This is a genomic window from Lysobacter sp. BMK333-48F3, assembly GCF_019733395.1.
Classification (GTDB): domain Bacteria; phylum Pseudomonadota; class Gammaproteobacteria; order Xanthomonadales; family Xanthomonadaceae; genus Lysobacter.
In genome coordinates this window covers 2,897,651-2,915,275 of the sequence record NZ_JAIHOO010000001.1, presented here as the reverse complement: position 1 = coordinate 2,915,275, position 17,625 = coordinate 2,897,651, and the positions used below count along the sequence as shown (strand labels likewise).

The following is a 17,625-nucleotide window of genomic DNA, read 5'->3' as shown; positions in this document are numbered from 1 at the left end:
TTACGAAGCCGCGACGATAGGCCAAGCCGGCCGACCCCGGCAAACCCGGGCCCGGCCCCGCCCCGGGCGGCGGCGTATAATTCGCGCTTCTTTCCCGCGCGGCGCCGCCGCGGCTCTCAGGTAACGACCCCCATGACGCAAACGATGAAGGCACTGGTCAAGCGCGAAGCCGGCAAGGGCATCTGGATGGAAGACGTGCCGGTACCGGTGCCGGGTCCGAACGAGGTGCTGATCAAGCTCGAGAAAACCGCGATCTGCGGCACCGACCTGCACATCTACCTGTGGGACGACTGGAGCCAGCGCACGATCAAGCCGGGCCTGGTGATCGGCCACGAGTTCGTCGGCCGCATCGTCGACCTCGGCCCCGGCGTCACCGGCTACCGTCCGGGCCAACGCGTCTCGGCCGAAGGCCACATCGTCTGCGGCCATTGCCGCAACTGCCGCGCCGGCCGCCAGCACCTGTGCCCGAACACCACCGGCATCGGCGTCAACCGCAACGGCGCCTTCGCCGAGTACATCGTCATGCCGGCCAGCAACCTGTGGCCGATCCCGGACCAGATCCCGAGCGAACTGGCCGCGTTCTTCGATCCCTACGGCAACGCCGCGCATTGCGCGCTGGAGTTCGACGTGGTCGGCGAGGACGTGCTGATCACCGGCGCCGGCCCGATCGGCATCATCGCCGCCGGCATCTGCAAGCACATCGGCGCGCGCAACGTGGTGGTCACCGACGTCAACGACTTCCGCCTCAAGCTGGCCGCCGACATGGGCGCGACCCGGGTGGTCAACGTCGCCAACCAGTCGCTCAAGGACGTGATGGCCGACCTGCACATGGAAGGCTTCGACGTCGGCCTGGAGATGAGCGGCAACCCGCGCGCCTTCAACGACATGCTCGACTGCATGTACCACGGCGGCAAGATCGCCATGCTCGGCATCATGCCCAAGGGCGCCGGCGCCGACTGGGACAAGATCATCTTCAAGGGCCTGACCCTGCACGGCATCTACGGCCGCAAGATGTACGAGACCTGGTACAAGATGACCCAGCTGGTGCTGTCCGGTTTCCCGCTCGGCAAGGTGCTGACCCACCAACTGCCGATCGACGAATTCCAGAAGGGCTTCGACCTGATGGAAGCGGGCAAGGCCGGGAAGGTCGTGCTTAGCTGGAATTGACGAGAGCCGGGAATGGAGAATCGGGAATTGGGAATGGGAAGAGCGCAACGTCCCGCCCGGTTCACGCTTCAGTTCCCCGGCATGCCGCTTTCCGATTCCCAATTCCCTATTCCCAATTCCCGGCCCCCATGTCCCTGACCCAACACTACGCCGACACCCTCGACGAGATCCGCGCCGCCGGGCTGTTCAAGTCCGAGCGCATCATCACCAGCCCGCAGTCGGCCGAAATCGTGCTCGAGGACGGGCGCACGGTGCTGAACTTCTGCGCCAACAACTACCTCGGCCTGGCGGACCATCCGGACATCATCCGGGCGGCCAAGGACGCGCTGGACACGCACGGCTTCGGCATGGCTTCGGTGCGCTTCATCTGCGGCACCCAGGACCTGCACAAGCAACTCGAGAAGACCATCGCCGAGTTCTTCGGCACGCAAGACACGATCCTCTACGCCGCCTGCTTCGACGCCAACGGCGGCCTGTTCGAGCCGCTGCTGGGCGAGAACGACGCGATCATCTCCGACGCGCTCAACCACGCCTCGATCATCGACGGCGTGCGCCTGTGCAAGGCCAAGCGCTTCCGCTACGCCAACTGCGACATGGCCGACCTGGAAAAGCAGCTCCAGGCCGCCGACGCCGCCGGCTGCAAGACCAAGCTGATCACCAGCGACGGCGTGTTCTCGATGGACGGCTTCATCGCTCCGCTCGACGAAATCGTCGCCCTGGCGAAAAAGTACGGCGCCCTGGTCCACATCGACGAATGCCACGCCACCGGCTTCCTCGGCGCCCACGGCCGCGGCTCGGCCGAGGTCAAGGGGGTGATGGACAAGATCGACATCTTCACCGGCACCCTGGGCAAGGCCATGGGCGGCGCGCTCGGCGGCTTCACCACCGCCAGGAAGGAAGTGATCGAACTGCTGCGCCAGCGCTCGCGCCCCTACCTGTTCTCCAACTCGCTGCCGCCGCACGTGGTCGCCGCGGGCATCAAGGCCTTCGAGATGCTGTCGGCGGCCGGCGACCTGCGCGAGCAACTGGCGCGCAACACCGCTTATTTCCGCGAACGCATGACCGCCGCCGGTTTCGACGTCAAGCCCGGCGTGCACCCGATCAGCCCGGTGATGCTGTACGACGCGCCGCTGGCGCAGAAGTTCGCCGCGCGCCTGCTCGAGGAAGGCATCTATGCGATCGGCTTCTTCTACCCGGTGGTGCCGCAGGGCCAGGCGCGCATCCGCACCCAGATGTCGGCGGCGCACACCCGCGAGCACCTGGATCGGGCGATCGACGCCTTCATCAAGATCGGCCGCGAGCTCGGCGTGATCCAGGGCTGAGCCGTCGGTGCCGGTATCGATCGATCGCGTTCTCGACGGCGCCGGCCTCCCCGGCGCCGTTTCGCTTTGTTGAGCCCGTGCGTTCCGCGCTGCGCCGCCGCCTGCTGCAAGCCGTGCGCACCGACGCGCTGGCCGGCTTCGACGCCGGCGAACGGGTCTGGCGCACGCGCTGCCTGCATTGCCGGCGCGCGCTGGCCCTGCGCGAGGACGGCGAGGCCCTGGCTCGGCCTCGCTGGAACACGTGGTGCCCAGCGCCTGGTTCGGCCGCCGCGCCGCCGCGGCGCTGACCGCGCAGGTCGGCGAAGAAGCCGACGATCCGCGCAACCTCGCCCTCGCCTGCGCGCCGTGCAACCACGGCAAGGGCGCCAGCCACGACGCGCGCGGGCCCGGCGACGCACGGGCGCGGGAAGTGGTCTCCGCCTTGCTGGAAGCGCGCCTGGCGCGCTGGCGAGCGCCTGACGGCGCGGGAGATTAGGGATTCGGGATCAGGAGCGCTTAGCGGCGCTGGGATTCGAGATTCGGGATTGGCCAAGGCGCGGCTGCGAGCGCTTGACGGCGCGCGGGACTAGCCATCAGGAACGAAGGCAGCGAGATGGGCGGCCGTCGTGCGGCCGCCCATGGGACGCTCAGGCGGCGTCGCGCATCGCCTGTTCCAGCTGCATCATGGTCATGTTGAACACGAACAGGTCCATGTCCAGCTTGACCCGATGCTCCATCGAGGTCGGCAGCTGCGACAGGATCGCCAGGTCCATCTCGATGTACTGGCTCTGCAACCGGGACATCTGGCCCTTGGAGACCGCCAGTTCCATCGCCGCGCGGTTGCTGTACAGGCCGCGGTTGAGCGAATCCAGATTCTGCTGCTGCAACTTGGCCAGTTGGACGCTGAGCATGGTCGCGTCCATCTGCGCGCGGGTGTAGTAGAGCCGCGCCTGGGCGATGTTGCCGTTCTGCACGAAGCTCCTGGCGATCTGCAGGTCCATGTCCAGGATCTGCCGGTCGTAACGCACCGCCTGCAGGATCTGGTTGGCGATCACCGGGTCGGCGATCGCGCCGACGCTGAAGCTCAGCAGCGCGGCGACCAGCAGGGCGCGCAGGCGCTGGGTCCAGGCGCGGGGCTTGCGGACGGGGGTGAGGGTTTGCTGCGACATCGTAGGTCTCTCCTTGGCATGACGAGTCGGCGCGCCGCCGGCCGGGGGGCCGCGGCGCGGTTGGAAGTGCGGAAGATTGCGATGCTCCGATCGGGCCGGCCTCCCGCGGGCAGGGCCCGGGCCGGCAGCGCACCTCCTTGTCGCGCGATGGCCGCGCGCGGTGCGCAGCGGCGGTTCCGGCGCCCACCATAAGCCGCGGACGGCGTCCGCGACCGTTACTGCGGTCGGATTTCCGCTGCGGCCCGCGTGCGCAACGGCCCGCTCAGCGCAGCCGCTGCAGGTCCTGCGGGTCCAGCCGCCGCCACTGCCCCTTGGCCAGTTCGCCGAGCGCCAGCGATCCGATCGCGACCCGCACCAGCCGCAGCACGTCCAGGTCGAACGCCGCCAGCAGGCGCCGGATCTGCCGGTTGCGGCCCTCGTCGAGCACGATCTCCAGCCAAGCGTTGCGTTCGCCGGCGCGCAGCAGGGTCGCCGACTTGGCGCGCAGCAGTTCGCCGTCGTCGGCGACGCCGGCGTGCAGCGCGGCGAGCAAGGACGGATCCGGAATCGCATCGACCTGCACGTGATAGGTCTTGTCCGGCCCGGTTTCCGGATCGGTGATCGCCGCCGCCCACGCCGGGTCGTTGCTGAACAGCAACAAGCCTTCGCTGGCCTTGTCGAGCCGGCCCACCGGCGCCAGCCACGGCAGCGGCGCGCCGTCGAGCAGCGCGCCGTCGAAGCAACGGTAGACGGTGTCGCGGCCGCGTTCGTCCTGGGCGGTGGTGACCAGGCCGCGCGGTTTGTTGAGCATCAGATAGACGCGCTGGGCCGCTTCGATCGCCTGGCCGTCGACGGCGATGCGCTGACGGCCCTGGACGATCGGAAACTCCGGATCGCGCACCACCCGCCCGTCGACCGCGACCCGTCCGGCGGCGATCCATTTGGCCGCCTCGCTGCGCGAGCACAGCCCCTGCTTGGACAGCACGCGGGCCAGACCGTGACGGGGAGGAGGCGGACTCAAGGCGGCGGCGGATCGCTGGGATCGGATCGAGGATAGGGCGGCGCGCCGGTTCGCGGCGCCGATGCATGGCGCCGATTCATGGCACCCAAAACGGAACGGCCGCAGGCGATGCCCGCGGCCGTCCGGTTGCGCCGCCGATGCGGCTTACTTCTTCTTGCTCTTCTCGGCCGCGGCGGGTGCGGCTTCGGCCACCGGCGCCGGTGCCGGTGCGGCCGGTGCGGCCGCGGCGCCGTTGCCCTTGGCCACGCGCACGCCCTTGGCCTTCATCCAGGCGCTGAACTCGTCGGCGGTCATGCGCTTGCCGCCCTGGCTCATGTTGAAGCGCCACGGCGTGTTGTCGAACTCGGTCTTGGGCTTGTAGGCCGCCGGATCGTTGGCCGAGGGCATGCCGGTCGAGGCCGGCGCGGCCTTGGCGACGTTGCAGCCTTCCAGGCGGATGCGCAGCAGCACCTGGTCGACCGACAAGGCTTCGTCCAGCGCCTGCGACAGCACGCCGCTCGGCGAGCCGAGCTGGTGCGCGGGCGCGACCAGTTCCGGCGAGATCGGCGCGATCAGGGTCGGTTCGACCGGCTGCGCGCGCGTGGCGGCGAGCGCTGCGCAATTGGCGGTCTGCGCCTGCGCCGCGGCGGCGAACAGGAACAACGACGTGGCGGCAAGGACTCGGCGCATGAGGGTCTCCCGGGTTCGGCGCGAACGCATCGCCGCGCCGTTGAACGATGCGCCAGTGTAGGCGCGCGCAAGGCCATGGACAACCCGCGAAATCAGGCGGTTATCGAGGTTTTTTAGCGCGATGCTCGATTCAGCTTCGTCATGCCCGGACGCGCTCGGCGCGCCGCGAAAAAAACGAAGCCCGGCGCGAGGCCGGGCTTCGTGGGTGCTGCCGTGCGCGGGCCGAGGCCCGCGCCGTTCCAGAGGCTTAGTTCTGGACGTTCAGCTCGGTACGACGGTTGACCTCGCTCTTGCAGGCCGGGAAGGTCTGCGGGGTCGATTCCAGCGGACGGCTCTCGCCGTAGCCGACCGGACCCTGGAGGCGAGCGGCGTCGACGCCGTTGCTGGTCAGGTAGTCGTAAGCGGCCTTGGCGCGACGCTCCGACAGCTTCTGGTTGTAGTCGTCCTTACCGCACAGGTCGGTGTGGCCGGCCACTTCGACCTTCAGGTCGGGATAGCGCTTCAGGATTTCGACGGCCTCGTTGAGGATCGCCACCGCATCCGGACGCAGGGTCGACTTGTCGAAGTCGAAGTTCACGCCCTTCAGGTCGATGGTGACCGGCACCGGGCAGCCGTCCGGACCGATGGTCTGGCCAGCCTGCGAACCCGGGCACTTGTCGTCGCAGTTGTTCACGCCGTCGCCGTCGTCGTCCTTGTCGGCGCAGCCCGGCTCCACGACCGGAGCGGGAGCGACCGCAGCGACCGGCTCCGGACCCAGCGGGACGATGATGCCGACCGAGGCCAGCACGTCGCCGAACCAGTCTTCCTGCGGAGCGGCGACGCTGGTGTCGTCGAAGTCGGCGCGGTAAGCCAGTTCGGTGCGGATGCCGACGCGGCCCAGGTCGCCCTGGACGCCGACGCCGACCTTGGCGGCGAAGTTGCCGTCCTTACGCTCGGCCGGCGACAGCGGCGAGCTGACCACATACTCTTCTTCCGAGCGCTGGTAGCCCAGGCCCATCAGCAGGTAGGGGTTCCAGTTGCGGCCTTCGGTGACGAAGTGGCGGCGCAGGTCGAGCGAGATGCCGTACTGGCTCCAGTTCAGATCCTGGTCGGCGTCGAACTTCGGGTTCTGGTAGTTCAGCTCGCCGTCCAGCGACCAGTTCGGGCTCAGGAACTTGCCCAGGCCGATCGCGCCGAACGGAGCGTTGCGGGTGCCGCGGTCGTTGTCCTGGACATTCATGCCGGCCGAGCCGGTCAGGTACCAGCGGTCATCGAAATCCTGCGCGCTGGCCACCTGCGAAAAAGCCAAGCCCGCCAGCAGTGCGGTGCTCAACATACGGATCTTCATCTCTAACTCCTTCAGATCGATCGGAACGGGGGGTGATCGGACTGTTTGATCGGGACAGTCTTATGCGGCGCTGCTCCTGCGACAGAGACGCGGTAGCACCCGGCAGAGCCGGCGCCGCAGTCACTGGCGGGGGGATCATACACCGTCAAGGTGTTTGTTAATACCACTTAACGTCGGCCCGGACGGCGCTAAACCTGCGTTAATTAACGCGCCGGCGGGATGATCTCCCATTTGTGCGCGTTTCGGCCGACGAACGGTCACGTTGCCCGAAGATTTTGGGCGATTGGTCGTATTTTTCGATTTATACCGGCACGCAGGGGGGGCGACGTCCGCAGCGGCCGGCCCGGCGATTGCTGCGTTGCGCGAGGCCGGTGCAAGGCCCGGCGACGGCGGGCCGCACGCCCGAAAAAACGAAGCCCGGCGCGAGGCAGGGCTTCGTGGGTGCTGCCGTGCGCAGGCCGAGGCCTGCGCCGTTCCAGAGGCTTAGTTCTGGACGTTCAGCTCGGTACGACGGTTGACCTCGCTCTTGCAGGCCGGGAAGGTCTGCGGGGTCGATTCCAGCGGACGGCTCTCGCCGTAGCCGACCGGACCCTGGAGGCGAGCGGCGTCGACGCCGTTGCTGGTCAGGTAGTCGTAAGCGGCCTTGGCGCGACGCTCCGACAGCTTCTGGTTGTAGTCGTCCTTACCGCACAGGTCGGTGTGGCCGGCCACTTCGACCTTCAGGTCGGGGTAGCGCTTCAGGATTTCGACGGCCTCGTTGAGGATCGCCACCGCGTCCGGACGCAGGGTCGACTTGTCGAAGTCGAAGTTCACGCCCTTCAGGTCGATGGTGACCGGCACCGGGCAGCCGTCCGGACCGATGGTCTGGCCAGCCTGCGAACCCGGGCACTTGTCGTCGCAGTTGTTCACGCCGTCGCCGTCGTCGTCCTTGTCGGCGCAGCCCGGCTCCACGACCGGAGCGGGAGCGACCGCAGCGACCGGCTCCGGACCCAGCGGGACGATGATGCCGACCGAAGCCAGCACGTCGCCGAACCAATCTTCCGACTCGCCGTTGCGGTCGACGCCGTTGACGCTGTTGTCGTCGAAGTCGGCGCGGTAGGCCAGCTCGGTGCGGATGCCGACGCGGCCCAGGTCGCCCTGGACGCCGACGCCGAACTTGGCGGCGAGGTTGCCTTCCTTACGCTCGGCCGGCAGCAGGGTGGTGGCCGACAGGTACTCTTCTTCCGAGCGCTGGTAGCCCAGGCCCATCAGCAGGTAGGGGTTCCAGTTGCGGCCTTCGGTGACGAAGTGGCGGCGCAGGTCGAGCGAGATGCCGTACTGGCTCCAGTTGGCGTCCTGGTTGGCGTCGAACTTCGGGTTCTGATAGTTCAGCTCGCCGTCCAGCGACCAGTTCGGGTTGAGGAACTTGCCCAGGCCGATCGCGCCGAACGGAGCGTTGCGGGTGCCGCGATCGTTGTCCTGGACGTTCATGCCGGCCGAACCGGTGAGGTACCAGCGGTCGTCGAAGTCCTGCGCGCTGGCGACCTGCGCGAGGCTCAGGCCACCCAGCAGGGCGGCGCAGAGGAGTTTCTTATTCATCTTGTAGCTCCTGGTTCAGAAAATTCGGAAAACCGCGTCTGCGAGGTTTCTACCGTTCAGGACGGTCGCCTGGATGACGCCATCCCGCGCAGGGTAGGTTTGCCAATGTGAAAGCGGTGTTAACAACCGTCTAACATATCGACGCGCAGCGTCACCGAATCCGCTGCGAGTCGAAATTCGTTCAGTTTCGATGTGCGCAAGGCCGGTCCCGGCTTTGCGCACTCGAATCAGTCGTCGCGAGGACGTTCTATTACTTGGCGGCGGCGAACAGGCCGAGGAACTCGGTGATCGGCAGCGCTTCCAGTTCCTCCGGCTTGGCCGCCAGGGCCAGCAGGCGCTCGGCCTGGGCGGCCGGCAGCTTGGCCCGGATCGCCGCTTCGAACTTGGCCATCAGCACCGGGATGCCTTCGGCGCGGCGCTTGCGGTGGCCGATCGGGTAATCGATCGAGACCTTCTCGGTCGAGCTGCCGTCCTTGAAGAACACCTGCACCGAATTGCCGATGTAGCGCTTTTCGGGATCGAAGTAGTCCTTGGTGAACTGCTCGTTCTCCTTGACCGCCATCTTGTCGCGCAGCGCGTCGATGCGCGGGTCGGCGGCGACCGCGTCGACGTAGTCGTCGGCGGTCAGGCGGCCGAAGATCAGCGGCACGGCGACCATGTACTGCAGGCAGTGGTCGCGGTCGGCGTAGTTCGCCAGCGGGCCGGTCTTGTCGATGATGCGCACGCCGGCTTCCTGGGTCTCCAGCTCGATGCGCTCGATCTGGTCGAGCTTGTCCTTGACCTGCTCGTGCAGCTTCATCGCGCACTCGACCGCGGTCTGGGCGTGGAACTCGGCCGGGAAGGAGATCTTGAACAGCACGTTCTCCATCACGTAGCTGCCGAACGGACGCTCGAACTCGAACTGCTTGCCCTTGAAGGCGATGTCGTAGAAGCCCCAGGTCTTGACCGACAGCGCGCTCGGGTAGCCGACCACGCCCTTGTTGGCGTTCAGCGCATGGGTCACGGCGCGGCGGCAGGCGTCGCCGGCGGCCCAGCTCTTGCGCGGGCCGGTGTTCGGCGCGTGGCGGTAGGTGCGCAGCACGCCGTTGTCGATCCACGAGTGCGAGACCGCGGTGACGATCTCGTCCTTGCCGCCGCCCAGCATCTGGGTGGTCACGGCGGTCGAGGCCAGGCGGACCAGGATCACGTGGTCCAGGCCGACCCGGTTGAACGAGTTCTTCAGCGCGTAGCCGCCCTGGATCTCGTGGGCCTTGATCGCGTGGCCGAGCACGTCGCGCACGGTCATCGCCTGGCCGCCTTCGGCCTCGGCCTTGCGGCCCAGGTAGTCGGCGACGCCGAGGATGGCGCCGAGGTTGTCGGAGGGGTGGCCCCATTCGGCCGCCAGCCAGGTGTCGTTGAAGTCGAGCCAGCGGATCTGCACGCCGATGTTGTAGGCGGCCTGGACCGGGTCGAGCTCGTAGGAGGTGAACGGCACGCGCGCGCCGCCCTTCATCTCGCCGCCCGGCACCAGCGGGCCGAGGTGCTTGAGGCATTCCTTGTGGTCCATCGCCAGCGCCGCGCAGGCCAGCGAGTCCAGCAGCATGTAGCGGGCGGTGTCGAAGGCCTCCTTCGAATCGATCTTGTAGTCGGCGACGTAGTCGGCGATGTCGACCATCGGCTTGTCGGGATCGGGGCGGACGGTCGAACGGATGTCGAAGTGGCTCATGTGCAAGAGGCCTGCGGGTGAGTGAGCCGGCTATTTTGCCAGACGGCGGGGAGCCGGCGGCACGGGCGGCCGGCGCGGGCAGGCGGCGCGGACAGGAACGGCAAGCCGCGGGCGGCGGTGCGGATCAACAATCGCGCCGCGACCTCCTGATTGCGAACAGGAACGGAACGATCAGGCGCGCCGACCCAACTTGGAAATCGCCCGGCGCAGGATCACCCTGGACGCATGGACATCCCCACTCGCCTGCCGACCCTGTTCCTCTCGCACGGCTCGCCGATGCTGGCGCTGGAGGACTCGCCCGCCGGACGTTTTCTCGACGACCTCGGCCAGCAACTGCCGTGGCCGCGGGCGATCGTGATCGCCTCCGCCCACTTCATGACCGACCGGCCGATGGTCGGCGGCCACGAGCGCCCGCATACCGTGCACGACTTCGGCGGCTTCCCCGAGCCGCTGTACCGGATCCAATACCCGGCGCCCGGCCTGCCGCGGCTGGCCGAAGAGATCCGCGACCGCCTCGCCGATGCCGGCCTGGAGGCGCGCCTGCGCGACAACCACGGCCTCGACCACGGCGTCTGGGTGCCGCTGCGGCGGATGTACCCGCAGGCCGATATTCCGGTGGTGCCGCTGTCGGTGATGCCGCACGGCGACGCGCAGCGCCACTACGCGGTCGGCCAGGCCCTGGCGTCGTTGCGCGACGAGGGCGTGCTGGTGATCGGCTCCGGCGGCTTCGTGCACAACCTCGGCGACCTGGACTGGGCCGACCGCGACGCGCCGATGCCGCCCTGGGCGGCCGAGTTCGCCGACTGGATGCGCCGGCGCCTGGCCGCTCACGACCTGCCCGCCCTGCTCGACTGGCAGGCGCAGGCGCCGCATGCGCATCGCGCCCATCCCACGGTCGAACACCTGATGCCGCTGTTCGTCGCCCTCGGCGCCGCCGGCGAAGCGCCGACCGCGCGCGGCCTGCACCGCTCGCACGAAATGGGTTCGCTGGCGTTGGACGCGTTCGCGTTCGATTGAGGGCCTAGCGGCGGCGGGGGTGGGAGTAGCGTTCTACGGGGATTGGCTTCGGTCACAGGCCGCGAGCGCGACAGCCCGTCGACGACGTGGCGATTCGAAAGCCACGGAACACGGTTTCGATCCATTCCGACGGCGGTGGTTTTCCTGCGCGTCGTGTGGTCGCGGCTTACGCCACTCCTACAAGGTATCGCCGCAAGGTCGACGCATGGTGGTCGTGGCTTGTGACCGAAGGAAATCCCCTTGGGACGCCGCTCCTACCCCAACAACTGCGACGCAGCGTTTGCCGTTGTCGTTGCCGTTGTCGTTGCCGTTGCCGTTGTCGTTGTCGTTGTCGTTGTCGTTGTCGTTGTCGTAATAAGCTTGGCGCGGGACCGAACTCGCGAGAACACCCTGCAGCCCCGAAGGGCGGCCCGCAGGGATGCGGCCCGTGCGCAGCCAGGCCAGGGATGGCCTGTGCGGAGCAGCCCCGCGCAGGCCTCGTCCCATAGTGGCTTTTGATTCGAAACAGTTATGGCGTTTTCTTTGGTTACTTTTGACCGAAGGAAATCCCGTGGGACTTTGTCGCCTTGGACAAAGAAAGTGACCCGGCCGCTTGCGGACGGAAGCTTTGGCCTTTGGAGCTTTTGAAGCCTTCGAATACAGACGCCGCGAGACCGCAGCAGCGCGGTCGCGGCTTACGCCGCTCCTACAGGGGGTCTAGGACAAAGACGCGGCGAACGGGCGAGAGCGCGATCGCGGCTTGTGACCGAAGGAAATCCCTGTGGGGCGCCGCTCCTACGAAGGCGTGCGGCGCTAGCCACCGCGCTCCCACGGCGGCACCTCGCCGAACGACTCGGCGACGAAGTCGATGAAAGCGCGCACCCGCAACGGCACGAACCGGCGCTGCGGCATCACCGCGCTGATCGCCGTGTCCGGCAGCCGGTAGTCCGGCAGCACCTGCACCAGGCGCCCGCTGCGCAAGTCCTCGTGCACGTGCCAGACCGAGAAATGGGCGATGCCCAAGCCCGCCGCCGCGGCGTCGCGCAGCACTTCGCCGAAGTTGCTCTCGATCCGGCCGTTGACCCGCACCGTGGTCGCGACGCCGTCCGCGTCGAGCAAGCGCCAGTCCTCCATCCGCCCCTGCCCGCCCACCAGCACGAGGCACTCGTGCCCGATCAGATCCTGCGGCGTGCGCGGCGCGCCGTGCCGGCGCAGGTACTCGGGCGCGGCCGCCAGCACGCGCCGGTTGTCGGCCAGCTTGCGCGCGACCAGGCTGGAATCGTCGAGCGGGCCGATCCGGATCGCCAGGTCCATGCCGGCGGCGATCAGGTCCAGGTTCTGGTCGGTCAGGTTCACGCTCAGCCGCACCGCCGGATAGCGGCGCTGGAACTCGGCCAGCAACGGCGACAGGTACATGCGCCCGAACGCGGCCGAGGTGGTGACCCGCAACAGCCCGGCCGGCTCGCTGCCGGCGCGGCGCAGGTCGGCGGTCAGCGCCTCCAGTTCCTCGACCAGGCCGCGGCCGCGCTCGGCCAGGGCCAGGCCTTCGGCGGTGGCGTGCAACTGGCGGGTGGTCCGGTGCAGCAGGCGCACGCCGAGTTCGCGCTCCAGCCGCTTCAGGCGCTGGCTGGCGACCGCGACCGACAGGTCCAGGCTGCGCGCGGCGGCGCTGATCGAGCCCAGGTCGAGCACGCGCAGGAACAGCTGCAGGTCGGCGATGCGGTCCATTCCGCTTTCAATAATTCGTTGATAGTGATTCGTCATCCTGGCGGTTTTTCCACAAGATGCAAGCGCCCAGACTGCCGCGCATCGCCCCTTCCGGATGCGCCCCATGCACGCCGCCCCCGCTCCCTCGCCCGCCGCCCCGGCCAACGCCGCCGGCGGGCGCCTGCCGATCGCCCTGTACGCCCTGACCGTGGGCGCGTTCGGCATCGGCACCACCGAATTCGTGATCATGGGCCTGCTGCTGCAGGTCGCCGCCGACCTGCAGGTCGGCCTGGCCGCGGCCGGGCTGCTGATCTCCGGCTATGCGCTGGGCGTGTTCGTCGGCGCACCGGTGCTGACCGTCGCCACCGGACGCATGCCGCGCAAGGCGGTGCTGGTCGCGCTGATGCTGATCTTCACCCTCGGCAACATCGTCTGCGCGATCGCGCCCAACTACACCGTGCTGATGATCGCGCGGGTCATCACCTCGCTCGCCCACGGCACCTTCTTCGGCGTCGGCGCGGTGGTCGCCACCGGCCTGGTGCCGGCCGACAAGAAGGCCTCGGCGATCTCGATCATGTTCACCGGCCTGACCGTCGCGACCCTGCTCGGCGTGCCCGCCGGCGCCTGGCTCGGCCTGCAGTTCGGCTGGCGCTCGACCTTCTGGGCGGTGGCCGTCATCGGCGTGATCGCGACCGTGGTGATCGCCACCCTGGTGCCGGCCGACCGCAGCAAGCCCGAGCCGGTGGCGCTGCGTCGCGAAGTGAAGGCGGTGCTGCATCCGCAGGTGCTGCTCGGCCTGGCGATGACCGTGCTCGGCTTCGCCGGCGTGTTCACCGTGTACACCTTCATCCAGCCGATCCTGACCCGGATCAGCGGCTTCGGCGAGGCCGCGGTGTCGCCGATCCTGCTGGTGTTCGGCGGCGGCATGATCCTCGGCAATCTGATCGGCGGCCGCTTCGCCGACAGGCGCCTGGCGCCGGCGCTGATCGGCACCCTGGTCGCCCTGGCCGCGGTGCTCGGGATCATGACCTTCGCCCTGCATCATCAGATCGCCGCGATCGCCTTCGTCGGCCTGCTCGGCGTGGCCGCGTTCGCGACCGTGCCGCCTCTGCAGCTGTGGGTGCTGCAGAAGACCGACCCGGCCGGACAGAACCTGGCGTCCAGCCTCAACATCGGCGCGTTCAATCTCGGCAACGCGCTCGGCGCCTGGCTCGGCGGCGCGGTGATCGAACACGGCCCCGGCCTGGGCGCGGTGACCTGGGTCGCGGCGCTGGTGACCGTGTCGGGCCTGGTCCTGGCGCTGTGGGCCGCGCGCCTGGATGCGCGGCCGCGTCGGCGCGAAGCCAGCGTGCCCGCCGATGCGGCTACCTGCGTCGCAAGTTGAGCCGAATGCGCCAGCGCTCAGCCCGGCGGCGGCTCCGAGCCAGGCAGTTCCAGGCCGGGCGGCTCCAAACCAGACAGTTCCAAACCAGACAGTTCCAGGCCAGGCGGTTCCAGTCCGGGCAGTAGCGGCAGGCGTTCGCTCAGGAATTCCAGCAAGGCCCGCGTGCGCACCGGCAGGTAGCGGCGGGCCGGATACAGCAGATACAACTCATGCGCCGACGCCCGCCACTGCGGCAGGATCCACTGCAAGCGTCCTTCGTCGACCAGGTCCTGCACCAGCCAGGCCGGCGCCAGGCCGATGCCGCTGCCGAGCAGGAAGCTTTCGCGGATGCCCAGCGAATTGTTGATCCGATAACGGCCGTCGCCGCGCAATACCGCGGTCTCGCCGCCGGGGCCGTGCAAGGTGTAAGTGTCCCCGGCCCAGGCGAAGCGCAGGTAATCGTGCGCGGCGGTGTCGCCGGGGCTCAGGATCGGCGCATGCCGGGCCAGATACTCGCGCGAAGCGACCAGCCCGCGCGGCGATATCGCGACGCGACGCGCGACCGCGTTCGGCGGCAGGTTGGCGCCGATGCGCAGGGCCAGGTCCATGCCCTCTTCGACCAGATCGACGTAGCGGTCGTTGAGGATCAGTTCGACCTCGACCTGCGGATGCAGGGCCAGGAATTCCTGCACCAGCCGGTTGAGGCGCAGCACGCCGACGCTGACCGGCGCGGCCACGCGCAACAGCCCGGCCGGCGTTTCGCTGAGCCCGCGCGCATCGGCCACCGCTTCGCCGTATTCCTCCAGCACCCGCCGCGCGCGCTCGTAGAAACGCCGGCCTTGCTCGGTCGGCGCCAGATGGGTGGTGCTGCGTTGCAGCAGGCGCACACCGAGTTCCTGCTCCAGCGCGGCCACGGTCTTGCTGACCGTGGGCTGGGTGGTGCCGAGTTCGCGCGCGACCGCCGACAGGCTGCCGAGTTCGACCGCGCGCACGAAGGTCTGCAAGCCGCGAAGCGTGTCCATGGGCGGTGCGGGCGACTCCGGGCCGTGCCCATTCCGAAATGGAATGAGCCCTATGCGATCTTGCCCGCTACTGGCGAATTCCGGAAGAACCTAACGTGGCCGGCGTCGACTCCCCGACCCCATTGCGGACTCCGCTCATGAATCTTTCCCGCCTGCTCTCTCCCCTCGCCGCCGCGGCGCTCGCCCTGGGCCTGGCCACGCCGGTCCGGGCCGCCGACAGCCAAGCCGCGCCGCACTGGGTCGGCAGCTGGATCGCCAGCCCCCAGGCCACCTGGGGCGCCGATTTCGTCCTGCCCAACGGCGCCCCGGCGCGCCTGCACGACCAGACCCTGCGCCAGGTGGCGCGGGTCAGCGTCGGCGGCGGCCGAGTCCGGATCGCCCTGTCCAACGCCTACGGCGATGCGCCGGTGACCATCGGCGCGGCGCGCATCGCCCGCAGCGCCGGCGGCTCGCGGATCGAACCGGGCAGCGATCGGGTGCTGACCTTCGGCGGCCGGCGCGAAGTCACCCTGCTGCCGGGCGCGCCGGTGCTCAGCGACCCGGTCGAGCTGAAACTCGCCGCGCTCGCCGAAGTCGCGGTCAGCCTGTACCTGCCGCAGGACACCGCTTTGCGCAGCTTCCATTGGGAAGGGCGCCAGGATGCGTTCCTGGTCGCCGGCGACCGCACCGCCCAAGCCCGGCTGGACGGCGGCGATGTGCTGCAGACCCGCCCTTTCCTCAGCGGCGTCTATGTCGAAGCCGCGCAGCCGGTGCGGCGCGTGGTCGCGTTCGGCGACTCGATCACCGACGGCGCCGCGTCCACCCCGAACCGTTACCAGCGTTGGCCCGACTTCCTCGCCCAGCGCCTGGCGCCGCGCGGCGTCGCCGTGCTCAACGCCGGCATCTCCGGCGCGCGCGTGCTCAGCGACGGCATGGGGGTCAGCGCGCTGGCCCGGTTCGAGCGCGACGTGCTCAGCCAACGCCCGGATACGGTGGTGCTGCTGATGGGCATCAACGACATCGCCTGGCCCGGCAGCAGCTTCGAACCGGCGCGCGAGGCGGTCGACGCGCAACGCCTGATCGACGGCTATCGCCAGTTGATCGCTCGGGCCCGGCTGCAGTCGGTGCGGATCGTCGGCGCCACCCTGACCCCGTTCGAAGGCGCCCTGCCCGGCACGCCGATCCACGATTACTACAGCCCGGCCAAGGAACGGGTGCGGCAGACGGTCAACGCCTGGATCCGCGACAGCGGCGAGTTCGATGCGGTGGTCGATTTCGACGCGATCGTCCGCGACCCGCAGCGTCCGACCCAGTTCCTGCCGGTCTACGACTCCGGCGACCGCCTGCATCCCGGCGACGCCGGCTACCGCGCCATGGCCGCCGCGCTCGACGAGCCGCTGCTGTTCGGACCGCGCTGACGCCGACGCGGCTCGGCGGCAGTGCGGCCTGGCGACGGAGCGGCTTGGCGACCCGCAGCTCGACAACGACGAACCTGCGCTTGATCCACAATCCGGCATCGATGCCCTCGATGCCGGTTCTCCTCCCCTCCCCTCGGAGTCCGCAATGAAAGCCGTAGCCCTGATCCGCCACCTGCCGATCGACGATCCGCAGTCCCTGCTCGAATTCGACCTGCCCACGCCGGTCGCCGCCGGCCACGACCTGCTGGTGCGGGTCGAAGCGGTCTCGGTCAATCCGGTCGACACCAAGGTGCGCCGCTCCAAACCGGCGACCGAGGTGCTGGCCGAACCGCGCGTGCTCGGCTACGACGCCGCCGGCACGGTCGAAGCGGTCGGCGCAGCGGTGAGCCGATTCAAGGTCGGCGACCGGGTCTATTACGCCGGCGACATCGGCCGTCCCGGCAGCAATAGCGAATGGCAGCTGGTCGACGAGCGCATCGTCGGCCGCGCGCCGACCACGCTGAGCGCGGCCGAAGCGGCGGCCTTGCCGTTGACCGCGATCACCGCCTGGGAACTGCTGTTCCAGCGCATGCCCTACGACAGCGAGCACGGCGGCCGCGGCCGCCGCCTGCTGATCGTCGGCGGCGCTGGCGGCGTCGGCACGATCGCGATCCAGTTGGCCAAGCGCGCCGGCTTCGAGGTAATCGCCACCGCCTCGCGCGCGGCCAGCATCGAATGGTGCAAGCGCTACGGCGCCGACCACGTGATCGATCACTCGCAGCCGCTGGCGCCGCAGCTGCAGGCGCTGGGCTACGAGCAGATCGACGCGGCGCTGAATCTGGCCGACACCGATCGCTACTGGACCGAACTGGGCCAGTTGCTGGCGCCGCAGGGCCACGTCGGCCTGATCGTCGAGCCGACCGGGCCGCTGCACATCGGCGACCCGTACAAGGCCAAGTGCATCGGCATCCACTGGGAAATGATGTTCGCCCGGCCGCGCTTCGGCACCGCCGACCTGATCGAACAAGGCCGCCTGCTCGACCGCGTCGCCGACCTGATCGACGCCGGCGAGCTGCGCGGCAGCCACGGCGAAACCCTGGGCGCGATCAACGCCGAGAACCTGCGCGAAGCGCACCGCCGGCTGGAATCGGGCGCCACCATCGGCAAGCTGGTGCTGGCCGGCTGGTAAGCCGGCTCTACCATGCGCAAAGAGGGGCCGGCGAACCGGCCCCTTGTTGACCCGCG

General features: G+C 69.0%; 12 protein-coding genes and 3 pseudogenes. 7 read left to right on the top strand and 8 right to left on the bottom strand.

The genetic code is table 11. From position 1 onward, the window contains the following. Window positions 1–132: 132 nt before the first annotated feature. The 3 genes and pseudogenes from tdh (at window position 133) to K4L06_RS12375 (ending at window position 2,964) form a co-directional block, all read left to right on the top strand. Window positions 133–1,167, top strand: coding sequence for an L-threonine 3-dehydrogenase (tdh, locus tag K4L06_RS12385; RefSeq protein WP_221671651.1), 1,035 nt, complete (start codon window positions 133–135; stop codon window positions 1,165–1,167). Window positions 1,168–1,295: 128 nt separating this feature from the next. Then, window positions 1,296–2,489 carry a glycine C-acetyltransferase gene (gene kbl, locus K4L06_RS12380; RefSeq protein WP_221671650.1) on the top strand — a complete coding sequence of 398 codons (1,194 nt, stop codon included), beginning with the start codon at window positions 1,296–1,298 and terminating at the stop codon, window positions 2,487–2,489. Window positions 2,490–2,566: 77 nt separating this feature from the next. Continuing rightward, window positions 2,567–2,964 (top strand): annotated as a pseudogene (locus K4L06_RS12375) (HNH endonuclease). Window positions 2,965–3,115: 151 nt separating this feature from the next. Here the strand turns inward: K4L06_RS12375 and K4L06_RS12370 are convergent. The 6 genes and pseudogenes from K4L06_RS12370 to K4L06_RS12345 form a co-directional block, all read right to left on the bottom strand. Next, a complete protein-coding gene (locus K4L06_RS12370; RefSeq protein ID WP_221671649.1) occupies window positions 3,116–3,637 on the bottom strand; it encodes a methionine biosynthesis protein MetW in 522 nt (173 codons plus the stop codon). Window positions 3,638–3,899: 262 nt separating this feature from the next. Then, window positions 3,900–4,664 (bottom strand): pseudouridine synthase, encoded by a 765-nt coding sequence (locus K4L06_RS12365; protein ID WP_343225822.1) that lies wholly within the window; start codon window positions 4,662–4,664, stop codon window positions 3,900–3,902. A 117-nt stretch (window positions 4,665–4,781) separates the two neighbouring features. Beyond that, complete coding sequence (locus tag K4L06_RS12360; protein WP_221671648.1) at window positions 4,782–5,306, bottom strand: hypothetical protein; 525 nt, start codon at window positions 5,304–5,306, stop codon at window positions 4,782–4,784. Between the two features lie 322 nt (window positions 5,307–5,628). Then, window positions 5,629–6,633 (bottom strand): annotated as a pseudogene (locus K4L06_RS12355) (OmpA family protein); the annotation flags it as partial. Between the two features lie 558 nt (window positions 6,634–7,191). Then, window positions 7,192–8,211 (bottom strand): annotated as a pseudogene (locus K4L06_RS12350) (OmpA family protein); the annotation flags it as partial. A 250-nt stretch (window positions 8,212–8,461) separates the two neighbouring features. Continuing rightward, a complete protein-coding gene (locus K4L06_RS12345) occupies window positions 8,462–9,916 on the bottom strand; it encodes a bifunctional 2-methylcitrate dehydratase/aconitate hydratase (protein ID WP_221671645.1) in 1,455 nt (484 codons plus the stop codon). A gap of 225 nt (window positions 9,917–10,141) precedes the next feature. Here K4L06_RS12345 and K4L06_RS12340 point away from each other — a divergent pair, with 225 nt between their 5' ends. Next, complete coding sequence (locus K4L06_RS12340; protein WP_221671644.1) at window positions 10,142–10,933, top strand: class III extradiol ring-cleavage dioxygenase; 792 nt, start codon at window positions 10,142–10,144, stop codon at window positions 10,931–10,933. 792 nt (window positions 10,934–11,725) lie between these two features. Here K4L06_RS12340 and K4L06_RS12335 read toward each other — a convergent pair. Further along, the gene (locus K4L06_RS12335) at window positions 11,726–12,640 is read right to left on the bottom strand and encodes a LysR family transcriptional regulator (RefSeq protein WP_221671643.1); all 915 of its coding nucleotides are present in this window, start codon (window positions 12,638–12,640) and stop codon (window positions 11,726–11,728) included. 226 nt (window positions 12,641–12,866) lie between these two features. Here K4L06_RS12335 and K4L06_RS12330 point away from each other — a divergent pair, with 226 nt between their 5' ends. Then, window positions 12,867–14,003 carry an MFS transporter gene (locus tag K4L06_RS12330; protein ID WP_255595624.1) on the top strand — a complete coding sequence of 379 codons (1,137 nt, stop codon included), beginning with the start codon at window positions 12,867–12,869 and terminating at the stop codon, window positions 14,001–14,003. A gap of 17 nt (window positions 14,004–14,020) precedes the next feature. Here K4L06_RS12330 and K4L06_RS12325 read toward each other — a convergent pair whose 3' ends face one another. Continuing rightward, the gene (locus tag K4L06_RS12325; protein WP_221671641.1) at window positions 14,021–15,004 is read right to left on the bottom strand and encodes a LysR family transcriptional regulator; all 984 of its coding nucleotides are present in this window, start codon (window positions 15,002–15,004) and stop codon (window positions 14,021–14,023) included. Window positions 15,005–15,141: 137 nt separating this feature from the next. Here K4L06_RS12325 and K4L06_RS12320 point away from each other — a divergent pair, with 137 nt between their 5' ends. Both K4L06_RS12320 and K4L06_RS12315 read left to right on the top strand, forming a co-directional pair. Continuing rightward, entirely contained in the window at window positions 15,142–16,401 is a 1,260-nt protein-coding gene (locus K4L06_RS12320) for an SGNH/GDSL hydrolase family protein (protein WP_221671640.1), read from the top strand. 145 nt (window positions 16,402–16,546) lie between these two features. Next, window positions 16,547–17,569 carry a zinc-binding alcohol dehydrogenase family protein gene (locus K4L06_RS12315; protein ID WP_221671639.1) on the top strand — a complete coding sequence of 341 codons (1,023 nt, stop codon included), beginning with the start codon at window positions 16,547–16,549 and terminating at the stop codon, window positions 17,567–17,569. Window positions 17,570–17,625: the final 56 nt, after the last annotated feature.

What these genes read in the sequence shown, in the direction of transcription:
- tdh (WP_221671651.1), top strand. Translation starts at nt 133, where the DNA reads ATGACGCAAACGATGAAGGCACTGGTCAAGCGCGAAGCCGGCAAGGGC.
- kbl (WP_221671650.1), top strand. Translation starts at nt 1,296, where the DNA reads ATGTCCCTGACCCAACACTACGCCGACACCCTCGACGAGATCCGCGCC.
- K4L06_RS12370 (WP_221671649.1), bottom strand. Translation starts at nt 3,637, where the DNA reads ATGTCGCAGCAAACCCTCACCCCCGTCCGCAAGCCCCGCGCCTGGACC.
- K4L06_RS12360 (WP_221671648.1), bottom strand. Translation starts at nt 5,306, where the DNA reads ATGCGCCGAGTCCTTGCCGCCACGTCGTTGTTCCTGTTCGCCGCCGCG.
- K4L06_RS12345 (WP_221671645.1), bottom strand. Translation starts at nt 9,916, where the DNA reads ATGAGCCACTTCGACATCCGTTCGACCGTCCGCCCCGATCCCGACAAG.
- K4L06_RS12340 (WP_221671644.1), top strand. Translation starts at nt 10,142, where the DNA reads ATGGACATCCCCACTCGCCTGCCGACCCTGTTCCTCTCGCACGGCTCG.
- K4L06_RS12335 (WP_221671643.1), bottom strand. Translation starts at nt 12,640, where the DNA reads ATGGACCGCATCGCCGACCTGCAGCTGTTCCTGCGCGTGCTCGACCTG.
- K4L06_RS12330 (WP_255595624.1), top strand. Translation starts at nt 12,867, where the DNA reads ATGGGCCTGCTGCTGCAGGTCGCCGCCGACCTGCAGGTCGGCCTGGCC.
- K4L06_RS12325 (WP_221671641.1), bottom strand. Translation starts at nt 15,004, where the DNA reads ATGGACACGCTTCGCGGCTTGCAGACCTTCGTGCGCGCGGTCGAACTC.
- K4L06_RS12320 (WP_221671640.1), top strand. Translation starts at nt 15,142, where the DNA reads ATGAATCTTTCCCGCCTGCTCTCTCCCCTCGCCGCCGCGGCGCTCGCC.
- K4L06_RS12315 (WP_221671639.1), top strand. Translation starts at nt 16,547, where the DNA reads ATGAAAGCCGTAGCCCTGATCCGCCACCTGCCGATCGACGATCCGCAG.